The sequence below is a fragment of the Mesorhizobium sp. LjRoot246 genome (genome assembly GCF_964254115.1).
Lineage (GTDB): Bacteria > Pseudomonadota > Alphaproteobacteria > Rhizobiales > Rhizobiaceae > Mesorhizobium.
This window is the reverse complement of record NZ_CAXUSN020000001.1, coordinates 4,361,806-4,386,537: the sequence shown is the minus strand read 5'-3', so window position 1 is coordinate 4,386,537 and position 24,732 is coordinate 4,361,806. Positions and strand designations below refer to the sequence as shown.

General features: G+C 61.9%; 30 protein-coding genes and 1 tRNA gene. 12 read left to right on the top strand and 19 right to left on the bottom strand.

Annotated elements, in window-relative coordinates; translation table 11 throughout:
• Window positions 1–39: 39 nt before the first annotated feature.
• Complete coding sequence (locus tag ACSQ3L_RS21465) at window positions 40–648, top strand: class I SAM-dependent DNA methyltransferase (protein ID WP_436161732.1); 609 nt, start codon at window positions 40–42, stop codon at window positions 646–648.
• Between the two features lie 118 nt (window positions 649–766).
• Window positions 767–1,732 (top strand): DUF3592 domain-containing protein, encoded by a 966-nt coding sequence (locus tag ACSQ3L_RS21460; RefSeq protein WP_436161731.1) that lies wholly within the window; start codon window positions 767–769, stop codon window positions 1,730–1,732.
• A 15-nt stretch (window positions 1,733–1,747) separates the two neighbouring features.
• Here ACSQ3L_RS21460 and ACSQ3L_RS21455 read toward each other — a convergent pair whose 3' ends face one another.
• Complete coding sequence (locus ACSQ3L_RS21455; protein WP_436161730.1) at window positions 1,748–2,101, bottom strand: hypothetical protein; 354 nt, start codon at window positions 2,099–2,101, stop codon at window positions 1,748–1,750.
• 250 nt (window positions 2,102–2,351) lie between these two features.
• Here ACSQ3L_RS21455 and ACSQ3L_RS21450 point away from each other — a divergent pair, with 250 nt between their 5' ends.
• The 3 genes from ACSQ3L_RS21450 to ACSQ3L_RS21440 all read left to right on the top strand — a co-directional run bounded on the left by ACSQ3L_RS21450 (window position 2,352) and on the right by ACSQ3L_RS21440 (window position 3,854).
• Window positions 2,352–2,615: a TfoX/Sxy family DNA transformation protein gene (locus tag ACSQ3L_RS21450; RefSeq protein WP_436161729.1), complete on the top strand. Its 264-nt coding sequence runs from the start codon at window positions 2,352–2,354 to the stop codon at window positions 2,613–2,615.
• A gap of 104 nt (window positions 2,616–2,719) precedes the next feature.
• Complete coding sequence (locus ACSQ3L_RS21445; RefSeq protein WP_436161728.1) at window positions 2,720–3,241, top strand: hypothetical protein; 522 nt, start codon at window positions 2,720–2,722, stop codon at window positions 3,239–3,241.
• A 58-nt stretch (window positions 3,242–3,299) separates the two neighbouring features.
• Window positions 3,300–3,854: a hypothetical protein gene (locus ACSQ3L_RS21440; protein ID WP_436161727.1), complete on the top strand. Its 555-nt coding sequence runs from the start codon at window positions 3,300–3,302 to the stop codon at window positions 3,852–3,854.
• 31 nt (window positions 3,855–3,885) lie between these two features.
• On the opposite strand, the gene ACSQ3L_RS21435 is transcribed toward ACSQ3L_RS21440, so the two are convergent.
• The 7 genes from ACSQ3L_RS21435 to ACSQ3L_RS21405 form a co-directional block, all read right to left on the bottom strand.
• Entirely contained in the window at window positions 3,886–4,092 is a 207-nt protein-coding gene (locus tag ACSQ3L_RS21435; protein WP_024504399.1) for a type II toxin-antitoxin system HicB family antitoxin, read from the bottom strand.
• Between the two features lie 4 nt (window positions 4,093–4,096).
• A complete protein-coding gene (locus ACSQ3L_RS21430) occupies window positions 4,097–4,297 on the bottom strand; it encodes a type II toxin-antitoxin system HicA family toxin (protein WP_436161726.1) in 201 nt (66 codons plus the stop codon).
• A 6-nt stretch (window positions 4,298–4,303) separates the two neighbouring features.
• A complete protein-coding gene (locus ACSQ3L_RS21425) occupies window positions 4,304–8,086 on the bottom strand; it encodes a vitamin B12-dependent ribonucleotide reductase (protein ID WP_436161725.1) in 3,783 nt (1,260 codons plus the stop codon).
• 669 nt (window positions 8,087–8,755) lie between these two features.
• Complete coding sequence (locus ACSQ3L_RS21420; protein WP_436161724.1) at window positions 8,756–9,067, bottom strand: PilZ domain-containing protein; 312 nt, start codon at window positions 9,065–9,067, stop codon at window positions 8,756–8,758.
• 141 nt (window positions 9,068–9,208) lie between these two features.
• Window positions 9,209–9,697 (bottom strand): NUDIX hydrolase, encoded by a 489-nt coding sequence (locus ACSQ3L_RS21415; RefSeq protein WP_436161723.1) that lies wholly within the window; start codon window positions 9,695–9,697, stop codon window positions 9,209–9,211.
• 212 nt (window positions 9,698–9,909) lie between these two features.
• Entirely contained in the window at window positions 9,910–10,410 is a 501-nt protein-coding gene (gene gpt / locus ACSQ3L_RS21410) for a xanthine phosphoribosyltransferase (protein ID WP_292182862.1), read from the bottom strand.
• Between the two features lie 103 nt (window positions 10,411–10,513).
• Window positions 10,514–11,992, bottom strand: a complete 1,479-nt coding sequence (locus ACSQ3L_RS21405; RefSeq protein ID WP_436161722.1) for a pyridoxal phosphate-dependent decarboxylase family protein — start codon at window positions 11,990–11,992, stop codon at window positions 10,514–10,516.
• 103 nt (window positions 11,993–12,095) lie between these two features.
• Between ACSQ3L_RS21405 and ACSQ3L_RS21400 the strand changes: the two genes are divergently transcribed.
• A complete protein-coding gene (locus ACSQ3L_RS21400; protein ID WP_436161721.1) occupies window positions 12,096–13,016 on the top strand; it encodes a LysR family transcriptional regulator in 921 nt (306 codons plus the stop codon).
• On the opposite strand, the gene ACSQ3L_RS21395 is transcribed toward ACSQ3L_RS21400, so the two are convergent.
• Window positions 13,013–13,846 carry a universal stress protein gene (locus tag ACSQ3L_RS21395; RefSeq protein ID WP_436161720.1) on the bottom strand — a complete coding sequence of 278 codons (834 nt, stop codon included), beginning with the start codon at window positions 13,844–13,846 and terminating at the stop codon, window positions 13,013–13,015. The genes ACSQ3L_RS21400 and ACSQ3L_RS21395 overlap by 4 nt on opposite strands.
• Before the next feature lie 80 nt (window positions 13,847–13,926).
• A complete protein-coding gene (locus ACSQ3L_RS21390) occupies window positions 13,927–14,670 on the bottom strand; it encodes a competence/damage-inducible protein A (protein WP_436161719.1) in 744 nt (247 codons plus the stop codon).
• A 177-nt stretch (window positions 14,671–14,847) separates the two neighbouring features.
• Between ACSQ3L_RS21390 and ACSQ3L_RS21385 the strand changes: the two genes are divergently transcribed.
• Both ACSQ3L_RS21385 and ACSQ3L_RS21380 read left to right on the top strand, forming a co-directional pair.
• Window positions 14,848–15,816: an alpha/beta fold hydrolase gene (locus ACSQ3L_RS21385; protein ID WP_436161718.1), complete on the top strand. Its 969-nt coding sequence runs from the start codon at window positions 14,848–14,850 to the stop codon at window positions 15,814–15,816.
• A 106-nt stretch (window positions 15,817–15,922) separates the two neighbouring features.
• Entirely contained in the window at window positions 15,923–16,210 is a 288-nt protein-coding gene (locus ACSQ3L_RS21380; RefSeq protein ID WP_436161717.1) for a hypothetical protein, read from the top strand.
• Between the two features lie 167 nt (window positions 16,211–16,377).
• On the opposite strand, the gene ACSQ3L_RS21375 is transcribed toward ACSQ3L_RS21380, so the two are convergent.
• From ACSQ3L_RS21375 to ACSQ3L_RS21360, 4 genes are all read right to left on the bottom strand, one after another.
• Window positions 16,378–16,617 (bottom strand): DUF2188 domain-containing protein, encoded by a 240-nt coding sequence (locus ACSQ3L_RS21375; RefSeq protein ID WP_127379808.1) that lies wholly within the window; start codon window positions 16,615–16,617, stop codon window positions 16,378–16,380.
• Window positions 16,618–16,646: 29 nt separating this feature from the next.
• Window positions 16,647–16,925 carry a DUF982 domain-containing protein gene (locus ACSQ3L_RS21370; protein WP_436161716.1) on the bottom strand — a complete coding sequence of 93 codons (279 nt, stop codon included), beginning with the start codon at window positions 16,923–16,925 and terminating at the stop codon, window positions 16,647–16,649.
• Between the two features lie 117 nt (window positions 16,926–17,042).
• Window positions 17,043–17,360, bottom strand: a complete 318-nt coding sequence (locus ACSQ3L_RS21365) for an SH3 domain-containing protein (protein WP_436161715.1) — start codon at window positions 17,358–17,360, stop codon at window positions 17,043–17,045.
• 127 nt (window positions 17,361–17,487) lie between these two features.
• Complete coding sequence (locus tag ACSQ3L_RS21360) at window positions 17,488–18,591, bottom strand: NADH:flavin oxidoreductase/NADH oxidase (RefSeq protein WP_436161714.1); 1,104 nt, start codon at window positions 18,589–18,591, stop codon at window positions 17,488–17,490.
• Window positions 18,592–18,822: 231 nt separating this feature from the next.
• On the opposite strand from ACSQ3L_RS21360, the gene ACSQ3L_RS21355 reads away from it, so the two are divergent.
• From ACSQ3L_RS21355 to ACSQ3L_RS21345, 3 genes are all read left to right on the top strand, one after another.
• Complete coding sequence (locus ACSQ3L_RS21355; RefSeq protein ID WP_436161713.1) at window positions 18,823–19,401, top strand: NUDIX domain-containing protein; 579 nt, start codon at window positions 18,823–18,825, stop codon at window positions 19,399–19,401.
• A gap of 808 nt (window positions 19,402–20,209) precedes the next feature.
• Window positions 20,210–20,395, top strand: coding sequence for a hypothetical protein (locus ACSQ3L_RS21350; RefSeq protein ID WP_436161712.1), 186 nt, complete (start codon window positions 20,210–20,212; stop codon window positions 20,393–20,395).
• Between the two features lie 174 nt (window positions 20,396–20,569).
• Window positions 20,570–20,890: a hypothetical protein gene (locus tag ACSQ3L_RS21345; protein ID WP_436161711.1), complete on the top strand. Its 321-nt coding sequence runs from the start codon at window positions 20,570–20,572 to the stop codon at window positions 20,888–20,890.
• A 96-nt stretch (window positions 20,891–20,986) separates the two neighbouring features.
• On the opposite strand, the gene ACSQ3L_RS21340 is transcribed toward ACSQ3L_RS21345, so the two are convergent.
• The 4 genes from ACSQ3L_RS21340 to ACSQ3L_RS21325 all read right to left on the bottom strand — a co-directional run bounded on the left by ACSQ3L_RS21340 (window position 20,987) and on the right by ACSQ3L_RS21325 (window position 23,138).
• Window positions 20,987–21,948, bottom strand: a protein-coding gene (locus tag ACSQ3L_RS21340; protein WP_436160203.1) for an IS630 family transposase whose coding sequence is annotated in 2 segments (ribosomal slippage) — window positions 20,987–21,607 and window positions 21,610–21,948 — 960 coding nt in all. Because the reading frame shifts where the segments join, the coding sequence is not laid out codon by codon here.
• A gap of 151 nt (window positions 21,949–22,099) precedes the next feature.
• Window positions 22,100–22,456 (bottom strand): helix-turn-helix domain-containing protein, encoded by a 357-nt coding sequence (locus ACSQ3L_RS21335; RefSeq protein WP_436161710.1) that lies wholly within the window; start codon window positions 22,454–22,456, stop codon window positions 22,100–22,102.
• Window positions 22,453–22,821, bottom strand: a complete 369-nt coding sequence (locus tag ACSQ3L_RS21330; protein ID WP_436161709.1) for a type II toxin-antitoxin system RelE/ParE family toxin — start codon at window positions 22,819–22,821, stop codon at window positions 22,453–22,455. Before ACSQ3L_RS21330 ends, ACSQ3L_RS21335 begins: the two co-directional genes overlap by 4 nt.
• Before the next feature lie 231 nt (window positions 22,822–23,052).
• Window positions 23,053–23,138, bottom strand: a tRNA-Leu gene (locus tag ACSQ3L_RS21325).
• A gap of 415 nt (window positions 23,139–23,553) precedes the next feature.
• On the opposite strand from ACSQ3L_RS21325, the gene ACSQ3L_RS21320 reads away from it, so the two are divergent.
• The gene (locus tag ACSQ3L_RS21320; protein WP_436163497.1) at window positions 23,554–23,985 is read left to right on the top strand and encodes a nuclear transport factor 2 family protein; all 432 of its coding nucleotides are present in this window, start codon (window positions 23,554–23,556) and stop codon (window positions 23,983–23,985) included.
• A gap of 37 nt (window positions 23,986–24,022) precedes the next feature.
• Here the strand turns inward: ACSQ3L_RS21320 and ACSQ3L_RS21315 are convergent, their stop codons facing one another.
• Complete coding sequence (locus tag ACSQ3L_RS21315) at window positions 24,023–24,688, bottom strand: outer membrane protein (RefSeq protein WP_436161708.1); 666 nt, start codon at window positions 24,686–24,688, stop codon at window positions 24,023–24,025.
• Window positions 24,689–24,732: the final 44 nt, after the last annotated feature.

The window sequence follows — 24,732 nt, the reverse complement described above, 5'->3', positions numbered from 1 at the left end:
GGAAACTCTTTGACCAACATCGATGCAGGGGAGGACAAGATGGGTGTGTCATCGGATGCTCTGACGAAGAACCGTCAAACGATCAGCGCCTACGAGGATCATGCCGAACAGTATGATGCCATCGTGCGCCATGTTCCCAACGAGAGGGAGCAGGCATCGCTAAAACGCCTTGTGGCGATCGCCGGCACAAGCGGCCGGATTCTGGAAGTCGGGTCCGGAGCGGGATACGATGCCGATTTTCTCGAGAGTTTGGGCGTCAAGGTTCGGCGCACCGACGCAACCAAGCGGTTTCTGGAACTGCAGGCGGCGCGCGGCAAGCACGGCGAGCTTCTCGATCTCATCACCGACGATCTGGGCGGTCCCTACGACGCGGTCTTGGCCCTGTGTGTCCTGATCCATGTGCCGCGCGACCAGACCGACCAGGTGCTTGCCAAGATAGCCGCGTCGCTGCGGCCCGGCGGCGCCTTCCTCGTCTCCATGCGCAATGGCGATGGCGAGACATCGGGCGAATATCATACGGTCTATTGGCGCAGGGACGACTTCGCGGCCCGTCTCGAAGACGCCGGGCTGGTCCTCATCAGGGACGATTTCAACGTCGGCCGCAACAGCGAAGAATGGAACACGTTCCTGGCCGTGAAGCCTGCATGATGCGGCGTGGGCTGTTGCTGTTTGCGCTGCTCAGCCTTTTCAGATTTGCGAAAATACAAGACATTGCCGTCGCCTTGCTGTCTATGTGCAGGTTCCTGCACTCCTGGGGGGAGACGAGTTGGAACTCAAGATCATGCTTGTCGGCTTTGCCTGCGTGGTCGCGGGCATGCTGTCGTTCATCACCTTCATGAAATGGCGAGAGGTGAAGGCACTCAGCCGCTGGCTGCCGACGCCGGGAAAGATCATCTCGTCGCGCGTCGAGGCACGCGAGGTCAGAAGCTCGGGCGTTGGCTCGGACAGCAGTGATACCACCGAAATGCGCAATTTTCCGGCGATCACCTTTGAATACAAGGTCGGCGGCAAGAAATTTCAAAGCTCGCGCTACAGCGTGAAGGAGAATTTGGGGAATTTCGAAGTCACTGAGACCCTTGCCCAGTTTCCCCGCGGCGCGGACGTGACTGTCTTCTACAATCCAGCTGATCCGAGCAAAGCCGTGATCGAACGCACCATGCCCGAAGGCGCCTTCAAGTTCATGATCCAGCTCTCGGCCGGGCTGGTGGTGGGCGCGCTGGTGCTGGTGTTCTCCGTCGGCGGTGTCCTGGAGGCGATCGGGCCGCATCTGCCCAAGCCGCAGAACCTCGGCGCGGCGGCGCTGCTGCTGTTCATGGGCCTGTTTGCCCTGCGCATGGGCTTCGTCCAGAAATCGATGGCCCAGCAGGCGGCAAAATGGCCGATCGCCGCCGGCTGCATCGAAGCCTCGGGCCTGCAGGCGCTTCGAAACCATTCAGCCTATGGCCGCTGGCGCACCGTCTTCAAATCCCGCATCGTGTACTCCTATGGCGTCGCCGGCCAGCGCTACAGCGCCGATCGTGTGACCTTCGGCGCCACCGTGACCGCCTCGTTGCCCGGTCTCGTCGGCGGTCAGGCACGGCAGTATGTCGAAGGCAGCAAGGTCGACGTGCACTATGACCCCGCCAACCCCGGCTCGGCGGTGCTCGAATGCCGGGTGCGCGGGCTCTGGCTGCTGTGGGTCTGCTCGGCAGGCTTTCTCGGTGGCGCTGCGTTTCTTGTCGGGCTGTTCTGAGGGCACCGGACGCCTTCAGCAGCGGACGAGGGGGCCGCTGTCGAAGCCGGGCCAGGTGAATCGCATCGTCTCGCCGTGCCTCACAATATGGATGACACGGGAGAACGGTTCCTCGAGCGACGGGTCCGCCCCGTAGCACTGGCTGGCCTGCACCACCCAGCCGGTCGGGCTTTTGCGAAACGTCGCGTGCTCACAGCCGAATTCGGGAAGCGACAGCGACGCCTGATCCACGGTGAAGATGGCTTCCCGCTGGACTTCGGCGGTCGCACTGCAGTTCAGCCGATCGCTGGACCATGTCCCGACATAGGGTGCCGCCGCCAATGCAGGGCCAACCGCGAATGCGGACATCGCCATCGCCAAACGCCACATCACCACTCCTTCGGTCAGCGCTCGACCATACAGGCTGTTGGGGTTTGCGAGGACAAGTTTCGTCCGGGGCGGATAAACGCTGCCGTTCCGGATTTCGCTTATGCTTTTGCGTGGATGATGCGACTGTGACGGCCAGTCCGCACCCGGCTTTGGCTCGCACAACGCTTTCCCAGGGACATTCGATGACCACTCGCAAACTGGCCTTCGTGTTCCTGCGGCTCCTCGGCCTTAAACGCGCCGAGACCCAGCGATGAGCACGCGCATCGAAGACATGAGAAACCTCGGACCAGCCATGGCGCGGATGCTGGCGGAAATTGATATTCTCCGTGAGGAGGATTTGCGCAATTTCGGCACGGTTGAAGCCTACCACCGACTGAAGTTCCGGTTCGGACGGCATGTGACGATCCTCGCACTCTATGCGATGGAGGCGGCAATTCGCGGTTGCGACTGGCGGGCGCTTGATACCGAAACCAAGGAGCATCTGCGTGGGCAGGTGCTCCAGAACAGGCATTAAGTACCGTCAGGGGCGGACAAACGCCGCCGTTCCGGATTTCGCTTATGCTTTTGCGCGGATGATGCAACTGTGCGGGCCAGGCAACGCTTTCCCAGAGACATTTGATGATCACCCGTACACTGGCCTTCGTCCTCCTGGGCCTGCTCGGCCCGATGCAGGCGGCCTTTGCAAAAGAATGCCTCCTGAACCACGCCACCTATCGCGAGCCGCGCTCGGGTGCCGTCATGCAATTTCGGCCGCTCGCCAACGAGCCGGCGGCGCTGACGGCCGAAGTGTTTTCGCTGACCGTGCCCAACACTGGCACCAGCCTGCCGGCCGACATCACCTGGACCAACGGCAAAAATTCCTTCCCGCTCGGCACCATCCGCCACGCCTGCACCGACGACGACCGCGAAGGTGGCCTGCAGGACGGCAGTGGGCTGTGCAGGATATGGCAGGGGCAGGTCTATGCCTTGACCAGCGGTGGCGCCGAACAGTTGAATTCGCGCGAAGCCACACCGGCGCCGAAAGGGCTGCTCTTGCCCGATTTCGGCGCGGCTTTCACTGAATGGGTGGATTTCGCCAATGCGAACCCCGATGGCTCGGCCTGGGATGCCTTCACTTTGGCAGGATGCAGCGATGAATAGCGCCATGAGATCGATCATCTGGGCCACCGCCCTGCTTGCATCCGCGACGATATCCACCATGGCGGCCGAGCCGGCGCCATCGCGCCCGCCCATCGACAAATGCGTCTGGGAAAAATTGTCTGACAAAACTGTCGGGCTGGCCGCCTGGGCGCAGCGCTGCGACTTCGGCTTCCGCCAGATCCATTTTGAGTTCGCCGGCAACGCGCTCGCCATCAAATACAGTGACGGCGGTGCAGCCGATCCTCTGGTCGAACTGTTCGACGTAAAACCCGGCGAAACCGCCGAGGCCGCCTTGCAGCGCCTGTTCCTGGAAAAGACCGACAAGGCCGTCAGCGCCCGCTGTGTGTTGACGCCTTACACCGAGGGCACCGTGCCTGCCGGTGTCAAACGCTATACGTTCAGCCCGGACGTCGCCTACGCGAAAGAACTGAAAGCAATAGCCAACCCCGATGAGATCCCGGAGCCGCCGTGCGGCGACTGGGGCGAAATGCCTGACGGCATCCAGTATTTCGAGGTGCTGGCGGGTGAGGCGCGGAAAGTACTGTTCGTGCGGATTGGCCAGGACGAACCGCTGTTTGACGAGCAGACGCTGCAGGTTTTGCCGGCGGGGTAGGGGCAGGGAATCCTGATCGCAGGGCCTGTCTTTATGCTTCGACGTACTCCGCGAGGCTGACGCCTTTCGGCACATCCAACCCGTCGGCTCGCAAGCCTTCGATGTGAAAGCGTATGGCGTCGCGAATCTCGGTTTCCACCTCAGGCACAGTCGCACCGGTCGCGATGCAGCCGGGTAGGTCCGGCACATAGGCGGAAAAGTTATTTCCTGCTTTTTCGATTACTACCGCGTAACGCATGCCATCACTCCTTCAAACCAGACTGCTTGAGGATGCTGTTCAGTGTCCCCGGCGCAACCTCTTCAGACGGCTTGCCGGCCACGGTGACGCGGCCGGCTTTGATCTTGTGCTTATATTGGCGATGACTGCCCTTGGTTGCAACCAGATACCAGCCGTCGGCCTCCAGCAGGCGAATGACTTCGCGAACCGTTAGCCGAGGGGGCATCTTTCCTCAGCTGCACCCGCTCGTGGCGCCGCACGTGTCGCACTTCTCACAGGTCCCGTTCCGCACCATGGTAAAGTTCTGGCACTCGGAGCAGGAATTTCCGGTGTAGCCCTGCAGCAGTGACCTGGCGCGGCGGTCGTTGGCGAGTTTCTTGGCTTCGGCCGCTTCAACGGCCGCGGCGTCGGTGAACAATCCCGCCGTGGCGTCGGAAGCAACACCCGCTGCTTCCTCGAAGGCGACGTCCTCGGCCAGTTCCTTCGCCCGCTCCTCATAGTCGCGCTTGTAGGCGACCGCTTCGTCGCTGGCCGGTTTCAGAGCCAGCACGTTGGAGCCGGAGAAGGCGGTCGGTGCCGAGCGGGCAGGGGTGCCCGAGGGAGCCGCAAAGCCTTTCGGATCATTGCCGCTGACGCGTGACACCAGCTTCACCGGCGAGGCGCCGCGGGTCAGGCCCTTGGAGACCGCGTCCGTCTTGCCTTCGCTGATGCCACGGCCAAGTGCGGTGTTGGAAAAGTCCGACTGGTCGACATGGGCGAGGTCGTTGCGGCCGAGATAGGAGATCGCCAGCTCGCGGAACACGTAGTCGAGGATCGACGTCGCGCTCTTGATGGCGTCGTTGCCTTGCACCATGCCGGCCGGCTCGAACTTGGTGAAGGTGAAGGCGTGCACATATTCGTCGAGCGGCACGCCATATTGCAGGCCGAGCGAGATGGCGATGGCGAAGTTGTTGAGAAGGCCACGCAGCGTCGCGCCTTCCTTGTTCATGTCGATGAAGATCTCGCCGAGACGGCCATCGTCATATTCGCCGGTGCGCAGGAAGATGGTGTTGCCACCGATCTTGGCCTTCTGGGTGTAGCCCTTGCGGCGGCCGGGCAGCTTTTCCTGCTCGCGCGACACGCGCTCGATGATGCGCTCAACGATCCGCTCGGTGATCTGTGCGGCACGCGCCGCCGCTGGTGCGGCGATCAGCTGCTCGAGGGCTTCGTCCTCGTCGTCCTCGACATCGGCGAGCAGCGAGGAATTGAGCGGCTGCGACAGCTTCGAGCCGTCGCGGTAGAGCGCGTTGGCCTTCAGCGCCAGCTTCCACGACAGCATGTAGGCGCCCTTGGCGTCTTCCACCGTCGCATCGTTGGGCATGTTGATGGTCTTCGAGATGGCGCCGGAGATGAAGGGCTGCGCTGCCGCCATCATCTGGATGTGGCTGTTGATCGACAGCGAGCGCTTGCCGATCTTGCCGCACGGGCTGGCGCAGTCGAACACGGCGAGGTGTTCGGCCTTGAGGAAGGGCGCGCCTTCCAGCGTCATCGCACCGCAGACATGGATGTTGGCGGCCTCGATGTCCTTCCTGGAGAAGCCGAGCGCCGGCAGGATCTCGAACGAGAAATCGTTGAGCTGCTCGTCGGTGAAGCCGAACGTCTCCTTCACCCAGTCGGCGCCGAGCGTCCACTGGTTGAAGACGAACTTGATGTCGAAGGCCGACTTCAAGGCTGCGTTGAGCGCCGCGATCTTCTCGTCGGTAAAGCCCTTGGCCTTGAGCGCGCCGGGGTTGATTGCCGGCGCCTGGTTGAGATTGCCATGGCCGACCGCATAGGCCTCCATCTCGGCGATCTGGGCTTCGGAATAGCCGAGCGTGCGGAGCGCTTCCGGCACGGCACGGTTGATGATCTTGAAGTAGCCACCGCCGGCCAGCTTCTTGAACTTCACCAACGCGAAGTCGGGCTCGATGCCGGTGGTGTCGCAATCCATGACCAGGCCGATCGTGCCGGTCGGCGCAATCACGGTCGCCTGCGCATTGCGATAGCCATGCTCCTCGCCGAGCTCGATGGCGCGGTCCCAGGCGGCCTTGGCGTGGGCGGCGAGTTCCTGCTGCTTCAGGTCGGAAGCGACCAGCGGCACCGGGTTGACGGCGAGCTTCTCGTAGCCCTGCTTCTCGCCATAGGCGGCGCGGCGATGGTTGCGCATCACGCGCAGCATGTTCTGCGCATTGCGGTCGTAATCGGCGAAGGCGCCGAGCTCGCCGGCCATCTCGGCCGAGGTGGCATAGGCCACGCCGGTCATGATTGCCGTGAGTGCGGCGCAAATGGCGCGGCCTTCGTCGGAGTCGTAGGGAATGCCCGACGTCATCAGCAGGCCGCCGATGTTGGCGTAGCCGAGGCCGAGCGTGCGGTATTCGTAGGACTGCTTGGCGATCTCCTTGGACGGGAACTGCGCCATCATGACCGAGATTTCGAGAACGATGGTCCACAGCCGCACCGTGTGCTCGTAGGCAGCGATATCGATGGTGCCGTCGGCGTTGCGGTAGGGCAGCAGGTTGATCGAGGCAAGGTTGCAGGCCGTGTCGTCGAGGAACATGTATTCCGAGCACGGGTTGGACGCCCGGATCGCACCGGCGGAAGCGCAGGTGTGCCAGTCGTTCATCGTCGTGTTGAAATGCAGGCCCGGATCGGCCGACGCCCAGGCGGCGTAGCCGATCTTTTCCCACAGGTCGCGCGCCTTCAGCGTCTTCAGCACCTTGCCGTCCTTGCGGGCGGTCAAGTGCCAGTCGGCATCGTCCTCGACGGCGCGCAGGAAATTGTCTTTCAGCGACACCGAATTGTTGGAGTTCTGGCCCGAAACGGTGAGGTAGGCATCCGAATCCCAGTCGGTGTCGTAGGTCTTGAACGACATCGAGCTATAGCCCTGCTTGGCGAACTGGATGACGCGGTAGATGTAGTTCTCCGGCACGGCGGACTTCTTGGCCGCCTTGATCTCGCGCTTCAGCGCGGTGTTCATCGCCGGGTCGAAGCAGTCGTCGCCATTGCCTTCGCAGTTGACGCAGGCCTTCATGATCGCTTCGAGATGCTTCTTGACGATCTTGGAGCCGGTCACCAGCGAGGCGACCTTCTGCTCTTCATTGACCTTCCAGTCGATGAATTCCTCGATATCGGGATGGTCGGCATCGACAATGACCATTTTGGCGGCGCGGCGCGTCGTGCCGCCCGACTTGATGGCGCCCGCCGCGCGGTCGCCGATCTTGAGGAAGCTCATCAGGCCCGACGAGCGGCCGCCGCCCGACAGCTTTTCGCCTTCGCCGCGCAGCAGCGAGAAGTTGGAGCCGGTGCCGGAACCGTATTTGAACAGGCGCGCTTCACGCACCCACAGGTCCATGATGCCGCCCTCGTTGACGAGGTCGTCCTGCACGCCCTGGATGAAGCAGGCATGCGGCTGCGGATGCTCGTAGGAGGATTTCGACTTGGTCAGCTTGCCGGTGAACGGGTCGACATAGAAGTGGCCCTGGCTCGGGCCGTCGATGCCATAGGCCCAGTGCAGGCCGGTGTTGAACCATTGCGGCGAGTTCGGCGCCACGCGCTGGGTGGCCAGCATATAGGCAAGCTCGTCGCGGAAAGCGCGCGCGTCTTCTTCCGATGCCTTGAAGTAGCCGCCCTTCCAGCCCCAATAGGTCCAGGTGCCGGCCAGCCGGTCGAAGACCTGGCGGGCATCGATCTCGGAACCGTAGCGCTCGGCTTCGGGCAGCTTGGCGAGTTCGGCCTCGTCGGCGACGGAGCGCCACAGGAAGGAGGGGACGTCGTTCTCTTCGACCTTCTTCAGGCGCGCGGGGACACCGGCCTTGCGGAAATACTTCTGCGCCAGGATGTCGGCGGCAACTTGCGAAAACTGCGCCGGCACGTCGATATTGTCCAAGCGGAACACCACCGAACCATCCGGATTCTTGATCTCCGAAAGCGCCTTGCGGAATTCGATCTCCGCATAGGCAGATTGTCCTGGCTTGGTGAAACGACGCTCGATGCGCATTGGTCCGGTCCCTTTTGTCTATATATAGCGCTTTCGTCAGGGGATTTCTGCCCCCAATGCGAAACGCGCATGTCCGCCGTCTGCCGGCGTTCGAAAACGGCCGGCTCTCCATTTTCGCGGTCTCCGCCGGCCCTGCTGGTCAAACTCCTTGCGAAGCACCTGTCCAACGCGCCGACGAACCCACGGGTCCCTCAAAACTGATTTTTTCCGATTCCCTCAATCGAGGGAAATTCACACTATCTAGCGCCGAACCTACCTGCAAACACTAAATATAGTATTAACAGACAATTTATTCAAGCCCGGCAATTGTCCCTATCGTCCCCAACCGCCCCACAATCCCAACGCTTCCGCCGGCCTCGTAAACAGGCGGAAATAAGGGCAAAACGCACATAAATCCGAGAAAAGACCGGGCTCAGAACTTTCCGGTCGCACTCTCAACAGGAGCGCATGGCCTATAAAAGGCGACTCGTTTTGCGCCGTCAAGGATTCGTTTGCGTAGCTTTTGTGACCCCAACATCTTGTGTGTCACATATGTGGATAACGGGGATAGAATTGCGGGCGGCGATCGCAATTTTGTCGCCGCCAGGCAACGCAGACGCGGCAACGATCCAAAGCGTCGTGAAGGGTGGTCCAAGCGCGGGCTTGCCAACCACCGCGTCCCCGAATGGGTCAGCCGTAATGCAGCCTGGGTTTTGGCTCGATGCCGGTGAACTGCACCCCGAGACGGTCGTTGCGCCGCCAGCGGACCTCGCACCGATAGGCGACGCCGTCGAGCGGTACATAGAGAAGAAAGCGATCGGGAACCCGGGCTTCCAGCGGCACCTTCAGTTCGGCGCCACCTTCGTGCTGATTGCGCAGCGTGCAACCGACTTCCGAATTCGAAATTCCGGTGATGATCGACCCGCCCTTGAGCACGCGCGGACGATGCTCGCGCTGGGGCTCGCCGGAATCTTCCTGAAGTGGGTTTGCAGGGTTCGACATCGATGACACGCCAGATCGACCGATTCTTATCCGCGAATGATTAGCAAACCATTCACGCCGCCGTATCGAAAATACGTCAGTGCACTCGATAGTTGCCGGCAGTTGCCGGCTGGCCCTCTTGCCGCGGGAGATAACGACCGATCAGGGGAAGCTGTGCGGGTCGGCGCAAAAATAGGCGATGATCTGGCAAAGGTCTGGTTCGTTGATCATGCGCACCGCTTCGCTGGAACTGACCCATTTGCGGGTGCGAGAGTGTTTTTCCTTCCAGCGGTCGGCGATCTTGTCGACGTGCAGCGGAAACACCAGGACCTCGCACGGCACTTCTTCGCCGGAAGCCAGTACCTTGGCGTAGAAGTAACGGCCGGCTTCGAGATGAGAGATACTCCCGCGCAGTCCGGCTTCCTCGCCGGCCTCACGCGCCGCCGCTTCGCACAGAGGCTCCCGGGCCTCGGGCCAGCCCTTGGGAAGCACCCAGCGGCCGGTATCGCGGCTGGTGATGAGCATGATCTCGACACCGTTCCCGGTATCGCGCCAGGGCAGGGCGGCAACCTGCAGGCGGCACGGCGCCGTGCCGAAGAGCCGTCGGACCCTTTCGGCCAGATGATTGTGTGTTGTTGGCCTCGTCAACATCGAAGAAGCTAGCCCCAGCCTCCAGAATCGTTTGCCGTCTCACGAATCTTACGGCTAATTGTCGTCAATAAAAGTAAAAACTTTCGTTCGTCTGGCCGAGTTCCGCCAATAGGCGTCGAATTCGCAAAAATATCCGGCCTGCCGAACCTGTTTGCGAAAGCAAATCATGCCCGGTGCAAGCTGCTGGTCTGTAACAGGCAGGTTGTTGCGAATCAGCCAGCGTGGTCGTCGGCGATCGGCTTCTGGTAAGTGAAGCCCATGTCCCACGGGAAATAGATCCAGGTGTCCTGGCTGACTTCGGTGACGAACGTATCGACCAGCGGCCGGCCCTTCGGCTTGGCGTAGACGGTGGCGAAATGCGCCTTCGGCATCATCGCACGCACGATGCCTGCCGTCTTGCCGGTGTCGGTCAGGTCGTCGATGATCAGCACGCCGGCGCCGTCGTCGGCCAGCAAGGCCGGCGTGATCTCTTTCAGCACCTGCAATTGCCCCTGGCTGGTATAGTCGTGATAGGAGGCGACGCAGACGGTTTCGATGATGCGGATGCCGAGTTCGCGCGAGATGATCGCCGCGGGAACCAGCCCGCCTCGGGTGATGCAGACGATCGCCTTCCACTGCCCCTTGTTGGCGCCGGCCAGCCGCCAGGCGAGCGCGCGGGCGTCACGATGGAATTGGTCCCAGGAGACCGGAAAGGCTTTTTCGGGAAGGGACATGTCGCGCACTCCGCAGCACGCGAAAATCGCGTGAGGACATTTGAAGGGATGCGCGCGGAATTAGCCGGAAAGCCTAGGCATTGGCAAGTGGCGGAGCATTCAGTCATATGGGCGCGGCTACTTCCGACGTCAGCACAGAAGTCGCGGCTGCTATCGCCCGCCTCACATCCTGCTCGCTGGTGCGCCAGTTGACCACGCTGACGCGCATGGCGCGGCGGTTGCGCCATGTCGTGCCGGAGAAGAAGGCTTCGCCTGTAGCATTGATCCTTTGGATCGTTTCGTCGGTAAAAACGTCGTTTTCTCCAGGCGATGCACCAGGTCGAACGAAGCTGAGCAGGCCTTGATTGAGCCTTGGCCTTGCCAGAATCTCGGCACCTGGCAGTTGGCCAATCCCCTCGACAATGCTGGCGCAATGCGCGCAGCAGCGATCCACCAAAGCCTCTACGCCGTTGCGGCCGAGTTCCTTGAGCGCGGCATAGACGGGAACGCCACGCGCCCGGCGAGAGTATTCCGGATTCCAGTCTATCTGGTCCCTCGCGACGGTTACCGGCGCGACATAGGAGGCGTTCGATGTCATCGCAGTCCGATGCGCGTTGCGATCCGCGATGATCGCGATGCCGCAATCAAAGGGAACGTTAAGCCATTTGTGGCCGTCGGTCGCCCAGCTGTCCGCCATTTCCACGCCGTCGAGCAGGTTGCGATAGGTTCGACTCGAGCGCGCGAAGAGGCCGAAGGCGCCGTCGACGTGAACCCAGGCGCCGGCCGAATGCGCCATCGGGATCAAGTCCTTGAACGGGTCGCATGCGCCGATGTTCAGGTCGGCAGCATTCAGCACGAGTATGGCCGGCTTGGAGTTTTCGGAAAGCGCGGCATCGAGAACCGCGGGAGAGACGCGCCCATCCCCGTCTGTTTTCAATTGTTCGATGGCGTTGCGGCCGATCCCCAGAAAGCGCACAGCGCGGTCAATCGTGACGTGCCGCTGGTCGCTCGTTAGCACTCTGATCTCAGGTGCTCCAAACAGCCCGTCTTCTTCCGTATTCCAGCCGACGCGCTTGAGCAGCGCGGCCCGCGCAGCGGCAAGGCTCGTCATGTGCGCCATCTGGCAACCGCTGGTGAAAGCAAAAGAGGCGTCGCGCGGCAGATCGAGCAGTTCCTTGATCCATTCGCCGGCCGTTTCTTCGATTACCGCGGATGCAGGACCGGTTGAATAGAGCGCTGCGTTCTGATCCCAGGTGGCAACGAGCCAGTCGGCCGCGAGCGCGGATTCCAGCCCGCCGCCGACCACCCAGGCAAAGAAGCGTCCGCCTGCGCTGCCATGCATCCCGGCGCCGGCGTCTCTGGCAATGCCCGAATCACATCCTCCGCACTGCTGCCATCGGTCGGTAATGGACCGGCGAAAGACCGCTTGAGGTCCGACAAGGTGGCCGTAGCCACCACCGAGCGATCGTCCAGTCCGTCGATCCATGCCCGTGCTGCATGGTATGCGAGATTGAGCGCCGTGTTCATCGAGTGGGTCTCTCCAAGTAATGGCAATGCACACACCAAGATGCTGATGGTCAGCCACCAGTCCGTTGAACCACATCGGTCCGGCTGGATTTCTCAGTTTGGCCTACGCCGATTGCTCTGAGAAACGAAAAGGACTTACACTGATCGTCAGCTAAATTGGCGAATTGGGCTTGCCACTCATGTCGAACCACGTACGGCCGGATTCGGGTGTTCTGTTGGGGCTGGACAACGCGCTCCTGCGTACTTTGCTGGCGGTTGTCGACACGGGCAGCTTCGTCGGCGCTGCCCGAACAGTGCACCGGACGCCATCTGCCGTCAGCATGCAAATGAAGCGGCTCGAGACGCAGATCGGACAGCCGATCTTTGTGCATCAAGGACGCTCCATATTGCTGACGTCGGCAGGTGAAGCACTTCTGACCTATGCGCGGCGCGTTCTTGGGATCGCCGAAGAGGCGGTCGTGCGGTTCAGCCGCCTGTCGCATGGACGCACTGTGAGGTTGGGAATGACGGACGAGTATGCCGTTGCCTTCCTTCCCTCGGTTCTCGCCAGCTATACGGCTGCGTATCCCCTGGTGGAGATCAACGTCACTTGCCGCGCGAGCAGCATGGTGTCGCGGATGCTGGAAGAGGGCGAGCTGGATGTTGCGCTCGTGACGGCCGGCGCGACAGGTCGAGCCGGATCACCCGACACGGCCATTCACAGAGGCCGGCTTGTGTGGGCAGGCCTTGCGCATGGGACCGCCCACCTCCGCCGTCCGCTGGCGGTCGCCGCAGGCCCGACGAGCTGTATGTGGCGGAAGTCCGCTATCGACGCGCTCGACGCAGCCGGCATCCCGTATCACATCGTTTGTACAAGCGAGAATCTCGCTGGCCAGCTCGCACCGGTACGAGCTGGGTTGGCAGTTGCGCCGTTGCCGATTGCAGCCTTGTCGGGCGACCTGGCGCCGTTCGGCTCGGAGCACGGCCTTCCGTCCGTCGGCTACTATGACGTCGCTTTGCGACGCAGCCCTCACGCGGCCCATGAGCTGACTTCCGCCGTCATCGACCATGTCGGGGCGTATTTCGCCGCGCGCCAGGGATCCTCGATCCACACATCCTAACGCGACAGGAAGGCCGCCACCGGCGCCGTCCGCAGTACATTGCGTGTCACGCCGCCAAAAAGAAGCTGGCGCAGCCATGAGTGGCTGTAGGCGCCGAGCACCAGCAGATCGGCGCCGGTCTCCGCGATCCTGGTCTGGATGATGTCGTCGACCGAATTGCCGCCCGACTGCTGCACCGAGACGCTGACGGTGGCGCCGTGGCGCGACAGCGCCGCCGCGATTTCGGCGCCGGCGGCCTCCGGGCTTTCGTCGAGCGTTTCAGGGGGGTCGATGACCAATATGTCGGTCTTCTCGGCTTCTATGATGAAGGGCAGTGCGTCGAAGGCGGCCCGCGCCGCTTCCTTGCTGCCGTTCCAGGCGAGCAGCACGTGCTTGTAGGTGGTGATCAGCGGACCCGCATGCGGCACCACCAGCACCGGCCGGCCGGCGTCATAGACGAGCGTGTCGACATCCGCGGTCGAGTCACCGCCCGTTTCGCGCTGCGCCGCTATGATCAGGTCGGCGGCACGCACGTTCGAAATCCCGGTCAGCGCGCTGTCGCCCGAAAAGCTCTCCAGGCTGCGCCACTCGAAGGAAAGACCGGAATCCTCGATGCGCCTGAGGAACAGAGCCTGCAGCTTCTCGGCCCGCTCCCGGCTCATGTCGGCCGAAACTTGCAGGAATTCCGTATCGGGAAAGCCGGTGGCCGAGGTGTAAGGCACCGGAAGCGCTTCGGCATGGATGCCGATCAGATGGCTCTGGAACCGGGTGGCGAGTGGAATGGCGCAGTCGAGCACCCGCTCCGCGTCCTGCTCATTCTGCAGAATGGCGACGATGGTTTTGAATCGCATGACAATCCCTCGGTTTACGAGCACGAAACTCGTACCGAGGAAACGTTGCAGCGTCGTGCTTGGTTCCGGTCCGGACCAGATCAGCCGGGATTGCTGGCGAACCCGGCCACCATGGCTTCGACATCGGCGCGCGCGGCGTCCAGGGCCTCCTGGCTGCGGGCGCGCACGACCAGTTCGGTCCAGAACTTGCCGTCGCCATATTTCGGGTAGGAGCCGATGATCGTGTCCGGATGCGCTTTCTGGATGTCGCCTAGCGGCCCGCCGATAAGGCCTTCGCCGAACGGGCAGGGCACGGTCGCCGACAGCATTTTGGTGCCGGCCTTCAGCGTCGGCACGACGTTGTCGAGCATGGCCTGGAAAATCGACGGCACGCCGGCCATGACATGGACGTTGCCGATGCGGAAGCCGGGCGCAACCGACACCGGATTGTCGATGAGGTCGGCGCCGCGCGGCATCCGCGCCATGCGCTTGCGGGCCTGTGTATATTCGATGCCGCGTGCGGCATAGCTCGCCTCCAGCATCGCGTAGGCCTTGGCATCGTATTCGCAAGGCACGCCAAAAGCCTTGGAAATGGAATCGGCCGTGATGTCGTCATGCGTCGGGCCAATGCCGCCGGTGGTGAACACATAGGTGTAGCGGGCGCGCACGGCATTCACCGCGGCAATGATCTCGTCTTCCTCGTCCGGGACGATGCGCACTTCCTTCAGGTCGATGCCGATCGCCGTCATGATGTCGGCGAGATGGCCGATGTTCTTGTCCTTGGTGCGGCCGGACAGGATCTCATCGCCGATGACGAGCATGGCGGCGGTTACGATTTCAGGCATGGAAAGCTCCGGCAAGGCGAGTGGCCCGAGAAGGCGAGTGGCCTGAGATAGCGCGGCGCGGCGGTTGCCGCAATGCCACCCGACGGTGAACGATCTGCCGCATCAGGGACGTTCGACGGAAGGTTGCACCTGGATTGGAGGCAGCTAAGCTCATGCCGGTTCTGGTCCGGGTGAACAATGCTCCTGTCGATTCTGTCGTGGCTGCTGGTCGTCCTGTTGTTGCTGGCGGTCCTCGTTGTCGCCAGTCTGGTGCTGGCGACGCTGTGGATAGCGGCCAAGGCCGAAAGGCTGGTGCCGCCAATCGGAAAGTTCATCGAGATCGACGGCAATCGCATCCACTATGTCGATCGGGGCGAGGGCCGGCCGATTGTCTTCGTGCACGGGCTTGGTGCCCAGCTGCATCATTTCCGGCACACTCTGTTTGGACAATTCGGTCCGGGCTACCGCTTGATCGCGCTCGATCGCCCTGGGGCGGGCTATTCGAAGCGGGCGAGCGGCGCCACCGGCCAGCTGCCCGAACAGGCCGAGATCGTGCGACGCTTTATCGAAGCGCTGGGGTTGGAAAGGCCGCTGGTGGTTGGTCATTCCCTGGGCGGCGCCATTGCCCTTGCGCTGGCCGTGGAACACCCCGAGGCGATTTCCGGCATCGCGCTGTTGTCGCCATTGACCCACATCGAAGCCGGCGCGCGCGAAAAGCTGGGCGCGCTCTTTCACCCGTCACGTCTGTGGCGCAGGATCATGAGCTACACCCTGGCGGTACCGACAAGTCTCCGATACGCGCGGCAGACAATGGAATATATTTTCGCGCCGCAGATGCTGCCCGCCGACTATATGGTCGCGGGAGGCGGGTGGCTCGGGCTCAGGCCAGCCCATTTCTATGCCATGTCATGCGATGTCGTGGCGATCGAGCGCGATCTTGGCCGCATCGGAGCTCGCTATGGCGAGATCGCCATGCCTGTCGGCATTCTTTTTGGTGAGGCCGATCGCGTGACCAGCTTTCACACCCAGGGTGCGCCGATGACGTCAAGGATCGAGGGGCTCGATTTCGAATTGGTCGAGGGAATGGGGCACATGCCGCATTTCGTCGCGCCGGAGCGCATCGCCGCATTCATCGAGCGCATCGCCAGCCGGGCTTTTGCAAGCTGACTTCACCGCGGCCTCACGAGAATTTCAAGGAACCATTCGGCTGATTGCCGGGTTTTACCCGTGTCGCTCCCAAGACGACGAGATATGAAGCTATGGAGTAATTCAAATGCACACAAAACTTCTCGCAGCATCCGTCCTGACGATTGGTCTCGCCACATCGGCGATGGCCCAGTCGATGGACGACAGATATTCCAACAATCATCACTGGTGGCTGTTCGGTAACAACGACCAAACACAAACAACTGTCGACCCATACACCACCGGAAGCATCAGAGACGGGTCCGGGCTGAACGTCCAGGGCAATACCGGCGGGATTGGGCCATGCGCCCACAACACGCCAGGTCCCGACGCCAACTCCGGACAAAACGTCAACGATAACTATTGCGGCAAATAGTCAGAACATGATTTCCGAAAAGCGGACACCGATTTTCTGGAAAGCCATGTTCAAGGGCTAGTCCGAGGGGCAGCTGCTGGCCGCTGGCGCGTCCTCTCTCCGGACGGCTGCGGTCGGCGCTCTGCCGGACCAGTGCTCCTGCTCAATATCAAATCGCGATACGAGAATTAGTCGGAGACTTCTGTCTGCGGCCGGTCCCGGCCGTCGGCCAGTTCCTCGTGCCATTTACCTTCCGCGTCCTCGTATTGGATGCCGTCCGTGGCGCCGGCGATCTGCTGCTCGGCCGAAGCGATTTCGGCGGCACGCAGAGCGTCCTGATGCGTGGGAAAAGTCTCGGAAAAGGTCGCTCCGACCTTGTAGGCCCAGCCGCCGTCATGCTCGACGATCTTGTAAGTCAGCTTCGCCATGAAAACCTCCAGTTGAAAGGTCCGTCTGCTCAATGCAGCCGGTCGTCGTGCAATTTGTCGTCGGGCACCAGCACTTCCGATTCCTTGGCGGCTTCAATCAGCGCCCGGCGCGCATCCGCTGTCGAACGATAACCTTCCAGCACTTTGAGGCAAGTGTCGAGGGCATCACGATGGCGCGGACCGCGATTGAGCGGCCACACGGTCATCAGGCACTCCGCCGCCTCCTGGGCACTGCGGATATAGCGATATTTGCCGACGTGGCCAAGTTCGACGACGACCGGCACTTCAAAAGGTTTGTTGTCCATCATGGCCGCAACGCAAAGCAGCCAATTTGGTTGCAACCATGGCCGTCAGCCTGCGCCCAAACGTCTCAGAGCTTGCCTGGAGGCGGATATCCGACTGGGAGCGGCTTTCGAAACAGCCTCTCAGTAGCCGCAATCGTTGCGCAGCCAGCGGGCGTTTGCCCAGCCGGTCCCGCCGCCGATTTCGACCTGATACCAGTTGCCGCGCCGGTCGAAGATCTCGGTATGATCGCCATTGAACAACTGGCCGATCATCCGCGACGATGAATTCGGCCGCGTCCGCACGGCAAGAAAGCCGCTGCCTGTCGCCAGATTGTAGCGACCGGACAGGCCGTGCACCGTCCCCTCGCAATATTGCGCGCCGGCAGGCGTCGATGCGCCGATCCAAAGTCCGGCCACAACGGTCAGCGCTGCAACCGGCAAAAATGCCCTCAACGACATGATTTCCTCCCAAGCCTGGCCGCGCCCGCCGCAGCCTCACCCAACGTAACAGGTTGCGGAAGGAATTGAAGCGAGGCTGTGGGAAGCTGTCCAGAGCGAGAGCGTCGGTATCAGCGAGACGGGCCGGTCAGCCCGCCGCCTTCATCCAGTGCTGCATCGTGGTCACCGAGCGGGCAAGCTGCGGCGCCGGATGGATTGTCTCGCTGAATGTCGCCGCAGCACGCCATCCCCAGCGCGGGTCGGCCAGGAAGGCGCGCGCCAGCGCCACCATGTCGGCGCGGCCCTCGGCGACGATCGCTTCCGCCTGCTTCGGATCGTCGATCAGGCCGACCGCGCGGGTCGGGATATCGGCGCCCTTGCGCACGGCTTCCGCCAGATGCACCTGGTAGCCGGGGCCGGCGGGCAATTTCTGCAACGGCGAATTGCCGCCGCTCGAGCAGCAGAGATAGGCGACGCCGACCTCCTTGAGCGCTTTCGCCACTTCGATCGCCTCCTCGACATCGAAGCCGCCATCGACCCAGTCGGTCACCGACAGCCGGGCGCCGAGCATCAGCTTTGGCGTTGCCTTCCGCACCGCCTTGGCGATCTCGACGACAAGACGCATGCGGTTTTCCAGCGAGCCGCCCCAGCGGTCCGTGCGCTGGTTGGACAGGGGCGACAGGAACTGGAAGATCAGATAGCCGTGCGCGGCGTGCAGTTCGAGGAAATCGAAGCCGGCGCGTTCGGCCCGTCTTGCCGCCTCGGCGAAGCGCTCGATGAGTTGCAGGATCTCCTCTTCCTCCAGCGCGCGCGGCACGTTCCAGCCGGTGTCGTAGGCGATGGCCGAGGCCGATACGGTCTGCCAAGGATCCTCAGTCGGCTGCAGCGGCCCGCCGCCCTCCCACGGCTTGCGGTTCGAGGCCTTGCGGCCGGCATGGGCAAGCTGCGAGCCGAACTTGGTGCCGGGAGCGGCGACGCGTCTTGCCGCATCCAGCGCCCGGCGGGCGGCGGCCTCATTGTCTTCGGAATAGAGGCCGAGGCAGCCATGCGTGATACGCCCGCGCCGCTCGACATCGGTCATCTCGACCGTGACCATGCCGGCGCCGGACATTGCGAGGTTCATCCAGTGATACAGGTGCCAGTCGCTGGCCGAGCCGTCTTCGGCCGAGTACTGGCACATCGGCGCGACGGCGATGCGGTTGGGGAAGGTGAGGCCGTCGAGGGTGATCGGCTGGAAAAGCGACGCTGTCATGGGAAACTCCGGGGAAGGGTTAGCAGCTATTTAGGCAGCCGATTGCGCCTGCGCCAGACACGAGGCGGTGAAACGGCTTCTGGACCAATCACTGATGGCATTGCCGAAACGCCGGTTCGCGGCTACGCCTCGGCCCGACAATGCATGTCGCCCAGAAGTGGCCCGGGAGAACGACATGCACAAAACAAGAGTTCAAAGCGCGTCGCGACGCGCCTTGGCATGGAGACCATGATGGAAGATCGCGTTCGCATCCGTTCCGAGGAAATCCTCTCCGACGACTGGGCCGTCCTGAAGAAGACCGTCCTCGACTACCGCCGGCGCGACGGGCAATGGGAGACGCAAATTCGCCAGACCTACGATCGCGGCGACGGCGCGGTGATCCTGCCTTACGATCCCGCCCGTTCGACCGTGCTCCTGGTGCGCCAGTTCCGCTATCCCGCCTACGTCACCGGCCACCGCGAGCCGCTGATCGAGGCCTGTGCCGGCCTGTTGGACGAAAACGATCCGGAAACCGCCATCCGCAAGGAAGCGGAGGAAGAACTCGGCTACCGGCTGCAGAACATCGAGCGGCTGTTTTCGCCCTATATGAGCCCGGGCAGCGTCACCGAACGGCTCTGGTTCTTCATCGCCCGCTATTCGCCCGCAGACCGCATCTCGGCCGGCGGCGGCGCGCCGGAAGAAGGCGAGGACATCGAGGTGCTGGAAATGCCGCTTGACGAGGCGTTGGCCGGCATCGCCGACGGCCGCATCATCGACGCCAAGACCATTATTCTGATCCAGCATTTGAAGCTGAATCCGATCGCTACTTGAGCCGCGACGGTTTTCTGGCGCGCCGCGGCGACATGATCGGTCTCACTGCAAGAGATCGGCCTGCGCTCTCGCGGCGCGCACAGGCCGGCCCCGGGCCGCGCATATAGTGGAGTTCTGGCCGGTAGCGTGGGGCAATGAATTCGCGAAAGGCGGATGCCAACCGAGTGATCAAGGCCCAACCTTCCAGGACCCAATCTCTGTAAGAGGCCGGAGACTGTTCATTTCCGAATTTTGTCTGTGCTATCCACATGACGGCAAAGTCCGCGAGGCCGACGCCGATACGGTGTCGCGTCCGCTTGAACAAAAGACCGAACCCGATTGGTTCGCGGTTAGAAATCCCCATGAGGTCTCGGACGACAAGAGGGCTACCCCCAAGGCCGTGACCAGGAACACCGCGGGAAGGCCAAACAGAAGCTTGCGCGACATCATTGTCCCAACCTCACATGCCGGTGTCGATATGGAACAGCGTCTTTGCGCCCGGCATGCCTGAAGCTGGGGAAGCAAGAGCCGTGCCACTCTTGATGCATCCGCCTATGTCACCGGCCATCGCGGGCCGTTGATCAAGGTTATCGCAGGCTGAAATCGCGCGCTTTCTGGAGGCAGCCGAAGCGCTGCACCTAAGCATCATCAAGCCGTTCAACATTGCGACCACTACAGGCAGACGCGCGTCCTGCATGAGGGTGCTGTTAAAGGCGGTTCGGCAAGTCACCGGCAATCGGCGTCAACGCCGCTTGGTTTCATTGTGTGACTTTCCGTCCCAACCGCCATACCATTGCCCTTGGTGGCTGCCGCGAAGGGACGAGCGAATATGGCCTTTACTGTCATCTGGTATGGACGACAGGGCATCGTCGACAAGGAAATGTTCGACGCGGAGAAAACGGCGAAGGATCATGCAATCTCCATGTTTCAGACCCGGAAGGGCGACGATGGAATCGTGTCTGTTGAAATTCGCAAGGAAAACGGCACCGTCGTTTTTAGCCATGCGGAGAACTAGACGAAATAGCCGCCGACGGCGGGATGAGTTTGGGGATTAGGTCGGCAGTTTTTTTCAGAATGCGCGGTTCGCGAATGGTTGCCGCCCGTTCCCTGCCAGCAGTCTAAGCCTTTTGGAGCAATGTCATTTCCTGCAGTGAAAGACTAGGAATAGCTTGCTCAAAGGATTCCTGAGATGGCAACTGAAAGCACAAGGTACAATAAGCAGGTTCCGGAAGCCAAAGCGCGCCGTGACTTTCTGAAGAAGGCCGGCCGCTTCGCGGCCGTGACACCGCCGGCTATAACACTACTGCTCGGCACCAGTTTGAACTCTGAGGCGGTAGCGAAATCAGGTGGAACACGTCCCGGCAAAGGATCGGGCGACAAGAACCACGTTCACGTCGGCCGCTCCCCCAATGGCTTCACATTCGGGCGAAGTCAGTCCGTCAGCCACGGCGGATCGGACAACACCGGCGGCGGAGGCCACGGGGGCTCAAGGTCCGGCGACCCGAATTAACGCGCTGTGGGGCGAATTACCCGGCATCGACATTCCGCGCTTCTCGACAGCTTGTTCAGGCGAAGGCTGTGTCCCCACTATCCCAAAGTCCGACTGCTAGAGCGGGATGAATTTAGGTTGGGCATAGCCTGCCTCTGTGAAGTAATTTCTGCATTCGGTTGGAGTGACGGTGCCGAGGATTTGGCCGATGGCGTCACAGACGGTCTCAACTGTTCGCTTGGCGGCCTTGCGCAGCCAATGCTTGAGCTTGGCGAAGAGCTTCTCGATAGGGTTCAGATCGGGCGAGTATTTCGGCAGGAGGAACAACCTGGCGCCGGCCGAGCGGATGGCGCGGCGCACGGCCTTGCCCTTATGTGAGCCAAGATTGTCCATGATGACGATGTCGCCGGGCTTGAGGGTTGGGACAAGAACCTCATCGACATAGAGCTGGAAGCGCTCGCCATTGATCGGTCCGTCGATCAGCCATGGTGCTTCGACACGGTCGTGGCGCAGCGCCGCCAGGAAGGTCATGGTCTTCCAGTGGCCGTGCGGCACCTTGGCTTTGATCCTCTCGCCGCGCGGCGCCCATCCCCTGAGCGGGGCCATGTTGGTCTTGGTCCAGGTCTCGTCGATGAACACCAGGCGGGAAGGATCGATGCGGTCCTGATACTTGGTCCACTGCGCCCGCCGGCGCGCCACATCGGGGCGATCCTGCTCGGCCGCGATCAGCGTCTTTTTTTGTGACTGAGCTTCTCGGCGTGGACGAACTCCCACACCGAGCGATAATCGACCTTCAAGCCGCGCTCGCCAAGTTCGGCCACAAGGCCACGCAACGTGAAATCAGCGGCCCGGCAGCGCAGCAACAGCCACTCCCGATGCTCTCCGACAATGTTCTTGGGCCTGTGCCCACCCATCTTGCCGGGCGCAAGACTGCTCGTCTCGCGCAAGCGGCTTACCCATCTGATGACGGTGCTGATCCCAACCTCAAAGCGCACTGCCGCCTGCCGCCGCGACAGGCCATCCCGCTCAACTGACGCAACAACCCGTTCGCGAAGATCCATCGAATAAGGCTTGCCCATCCATGCTGGCCTCCTGATCCAGCCAGCAGGTTGAATCAGATTTGCAAGCCTAAGGGAATCCCCGCCGATTCAGCCTCAATTCATTCCGCTCTAATGCGATCCTGCAACGCTAGGGCCGCGTGACTGCCGCGAGTTGCGAGGATTCTGACACTTATCGCAGAGCATGAACCGAAACATGCCCCTCCCGATCATCGCGGCTGGGGCGGATGACGATTTCAACGTCGCGATTGAGCAGCGTGAGAAAACCCATGAGCCGTTCGACGGAAAATCCGTCCAGGCGATAATTTACCAGCGCCGACACTTTGGATTGTGGAATACCGAGTAACTTCGCTGTCGCGACCTGGCGCAGTTTGCGCGCCTTGACGATCTCGTTAAGGGCGAGAGCAAGACGCGTCTTGGTCTGCCGGTCGACAGCATCGGGTAGGCCCAGATCGGCGAAGACGTTACCCGTCCCGTGTTCCATATCGTTCGTCATGTTCGTCTCCTGCCGTTCGTCCGGCTTCGTCATTTTTTCTCGTAGTCTTCCCGCGCCCGCTTCAACCGCTCGCCGATGAGGTCGACATCGGTTGTCGCGGTCCGCTTGCCGGACGGGCTTTTCTTCTGGAAGGCATGGAGCACATACACCGCACCCTCGAAGCGCACAGTGTACACCGCCCGATAGGTGTCGCCGTCGTGGCTTTCCACCACCTCAAACACACCGGCACCTTCGCCCTTCCACGGCTTGGCGTGCGGATGCTTGCCGCCCAGCTGAGCCAGCCCGAGCGCATACCCCATGTCGCTTTTCACCGGATCGGGAAAAGCGAGGAAGTCCCGCTTGGACGACCCCACCCAGTGCAGCGGCTTTTCGCCGTAAGGATGTGGCGGCGGACTCATCGCAGGAAATATACCTGTTCGGGTATAATCTGGCAAGTGCTGGATGATGGGCGGGATGCGGGCTTGAGCCGTGACGGCTGGGATAGGCCGGGCGCTGAAGCGGCGTTTCTGGTACGTTCGCTGGTCCTCCTTCGCCGAAGGCTTCGGAGGACACTCCTTCGTCTAACGAGCTTCAGGTGGCGTCTACCGAGCTTCAGGTGGCCTGCCGCCCGAAGCTCGAAGAGCGAAGGGTGGTGCGGACGACGGGAATCGAACCCGTACGATCAGAGATCGAGGGATTTTAAGTCCCTTGCGTCTACCAATTCCGCCACGTCCGCAGGCCCGCCCTTTTCAGACGCCAGACAGAGGCCGTCAAGTCGTGTTGTCGACTTCACCGAACGCGCGAACGGACCAGGCGGCTTGGTGATACTAGCGCGATCACGGAATTATCGGCGCCACTGGCACTGCTACGATGTTTGCGTGGCGGATTTGATCCGCCAAGGCCGGCGCCTCTCAGGCCCAACCCAATCCCCCCGCCCACTGGGAGCGTCGGCCGCCTTCCTTCCACACCGTAGCTGAGGGATTTTAAGTCCCTTGCATCTACCAATTCCGCCATGTCCGCCGTCAAGCCACCTTCTGGCGCTGGAGCATTCCTGACGGTTTGCTGGTGGGAACGAGTTCGGGGCCGCGGCCGTTCGAAATTCAGGGACAAATGTGGATTGGAGGCCTCGAATGGGTGGCGAGTCTGGATCGATGGAAGCGCGGGTCAAAAAGCTGTTCGAGAGGTATGAGCTGCTTTTCAAGAAGTCGCTCGCCGGCGATGTCGACATGGACGAGGTCGCATCCGTCTATGCCTCGGCCTTCATCGCGGCATCGCCCGCCGGCGTGCTGGCCGGGAAAAACGATGACCAGCTCAAGCACACGATGGAGCAAGGTTATGCGCGCTATCGAGCGATCGGCACGAAGGAGATGCGAGTGCGGAATATCGGCATCTCACCGATAGACGAGCTCCATTGCGTTGCCCATGTCGCTTGGTCGTCAACCTATGCCCGCAAGGATCGGCCGGACGTCATGATCGACTTTGACGTCCACTATCTCGTCCAGATCCTGGACGGAGAGCCAAAAATATTCGGTTGGGTGTCAGGCGATGAGCAGGAGCTTCTTCGGAAGCATGATATCGGCTGAGGTCTGCGTGCGGTTGACGTTTCGCTTGCAGCCTCTCTCAGAACTTGTAGCTCAAATTGATGCCGACCGTATTCAGCTTCACCTTCTGATCGCGGTCGTTGAAGGGTTCCGGCGCGTCATAGTGTTCGGAGCCGAAATCATAGTAGCGATACTGCGCGCCGACGACGAACTTGTCGGTCAGCGCGTAGTCGACGCCGGCACCCACGGTCCAGCCGACATTCGTGCGCGTGCTGTCGTACGCCGGACCCGCGACTTGCGATGTTTCGATGCCGGCAAAGGCGACGCCACCAATACCGTAGACCAGCAAGCGATCCGCTGCATAGCCGGCCTTGGCGTTGACCGACCCGAACCACTTGATGTCGGTACCGAATGTGCTTCCCAGGCCCGATTCCGTCGTGCCGTCGACCGAGGAATAGTTGAGCTCTGCCTCGGCGCCGAGCACCGCCTGGTCGAACTGCCACAGGCCGGCGACATGGCCGCCGACGAAACCGCCGTCAACGTCCGGCGAGGCAGAAAACGGCGCGCCTTCCGTCCCCGATATATCGGATTGGCCCCAGCCATAGCCGGCCTGCAGACCGGCGTAGTAGCCAGTCCAGTCGAAGCCGGGCGCGGTCATCGGCACGTCGACCGTTGGGTCGGCTGCAAAAGCCGGCACGGCCAGAGCGGCAAGAAAACCGGCGCTTGCGACCATCAGGCGATGCATCGAACTCCCCGAAATGACGATTCAGAAAGGTTCCTTGCCGAGAG

Coding starts and splice junctions, on each gene's coding strand:
- ACSQ3L_RS21465 (WP_436161732.1), top strand. CDS start 40: ATGGGTGTGTCATCGGATGCTCTGACGAAGAACCGTCAAACGATCAGC.
- ACSQ3L_RS21455 (WP_436161730.1), bottom strand. CDS start 2,101: ATGTGGCGTTTGGCGATGGCGATGTCCGCATTCGCGGTTGGCCCTGCA.
- ACSQ3L_RS21450 (WP_436161729.1), top strand. CDS start 2,352: ATGAGCACGCGCATCGAAGACATGAGAAACCTCGGACCAGCCATGGCG.
- ACSQ3L_RS21445 (WP_436161728.1), top strand. CDS start 2,720: ATGATCACCCGTACACTGGCCTTCGTCCTCCTGGGCCTGCTCGGCCCG.
- ACSQ3L_RS21440 (WP_436161727.1), top strand. CDS start 3,300: ATGGCGGCCGAGCCGGCGCCATCGCGCCCGCCCATCGACAAATGCGTC.
- ACSQ3L_RS21435 (WP_024504399.1), bottom strand. CDS start 4,092: ATGCGTTACGCGGTAGTAATCGAAAAAGCAGGAAATAACTTTTCCGCC.
- ACSQ3L_RS21430 (WP_436161726.1), bottom strand. CDS start 4,297: ATGCCCCCTCGGCTAACGGTTCGCGAAGTCATTCGCCTGCTGGAGGCC.
- ACSQ3L_RS21425 (WP_436161725.1), bottom strand. CDS start 8,086: ATGCGCATCGAGCGTCGTTTCACCAAGCCAGGACAATCTGCCTATGCG.
- ACSQ3L_RS21420 (WP_436161724.1), bottom strand. CDS start 9,067: ATGTCGAACCCTGCAAACCCACTTCAGGAAGATTCCGGCGAGCCCCAG.
- ACSQ3L_RS21415 (WP_436161723.1), bottom strand. CDS start 9,697: ATGTTGACGAGGCCAACAACACACAATCATCTGGCCGAAAGGGTCCGA.
- gpt (WP_292182862.1), bottom strand. CDS start 10,410: ATGTCCCTTCCCGAAAAAGCCTTTCCGGTCTCCTGGGACCAATTCCAT.
- ACSQ3L_RS21405 (WP_436161722.1), bottom strand. CDS start 11,992: ATGTGGTTCAACGGACTGGTGGCTGACCATCAGCATCTTGGTGTGTGC.
- ACSQ3L_RS21400 (WP_436161721.1), top strand. CDS start 12,096: ATGTCGAACCACGTACGGCCGGATTCGGGTGTTCTGTTGGGGCTGGAC.
- ACSQ3L_RS21395 (WP_436161720.1), bottom strand. CDS start 13,846: ATGCGATTCAAAACCATCGTCGCCATTCTGCAGAATGAGCAGGACGCG.
- ACSQ3L_RS21390 (WP_436161719.1), bottom strand. CDS start 14,670: ATGCCTGAAATCGTAACCGCCGCCATGCTCGTCATCGGCGATGAGATC.
- ACSQ3L_RS21385 (WP_436161718.1), top strand. CDS start 14,848: ATGCTCCTGTCGATTCTGTCGTGGCTGCTGGTCGTCCTGTTGTTGCTG.
- ACSQ3L_RS21380 (WP_436161717.1), top strand. CDS start 15,923: ATGCACACAAAACTTCTCGCAGCATCCGTCCTGACGATTGGTCTCGCC.
- ACSQ3L_RS21375 (WP_127379808.1), bottom strand. CDS start 16,617: ATGGCGAAGCTGACTTACAAGATCGTCGAGCATGACGGCGGCTGGGCC.
- ACSQ3L_RS21370 (WP_436161716.1), bottom strand. CDS start 16,925: ATGATGGACAACAAACCTTTTGAAGTGCCGGTCGTCGTCGAACTTGGC.
- ACSQ3L_RS21365 (WP_436161715.1), bottom strand. CDS start 17,360: ATGTCGTTGAGGGCATTTTTGCCGGTTGCAGCGCTGACCGTTGTGGCC.
- ACSQ3L_RS21360 (WP_436161714.1), bottom strand. CDS start 18,591: ATGACAGCGTCGCTTTTCCAGCCGATCACCCTCGACGGCCTCACCTTC.
- ACSQ3L_RS21355 (WP_436161713.1), top strand. CDS start 18,823: ATGGAAGATCGCGTTCGCATCCGTTCCGAGGAAATCCTCTCCGACGAC.
- ACSQ3L_RS21350 (WP_436161712.1), top strand. CDS start 20,210: ATGGCCTTTACTGTCATCTGGTATGGACGACAGGGCATCGTCGACAAG.
- ACSQ3L_RS21345 (WP_436161711.1), top strand. CDS start 20,570: ATGGCAACTGAAAGCACAAGGTACAATAAGCAGGTTCCGGAAGCCAAA.
- ACSQ3L_RS21335 (WP_436161710.1), bottom strand. CDS start 22,456: ATGACGAAGCCGGACGAACGGCAGGAGACGAACATGACGAACGATATG.
- ACSQ3L_RS21330 (WP_436161709.1), bottom strand. CDS start 22,821: ATGAGTCCGCCGCCACATCCTTACGGCGAAAAGCCGCTGCACTGGGTG.
- ACSQ3L_RS21320 (WP_436163497.1), top strand. CDS start 23,554: ATGGAAGCGCGGGTCAAAAAGCTGTTCGAGAGGTATGAGCTGCTTTTC.
- ACSQ3L_RS21315 (WP_436161708.1), bottom strand. CDS start 24,688: ATGCATCGCCTGATGGTCGCAAGCGCCGGTTTTCTTGCCGCTCTGGCC.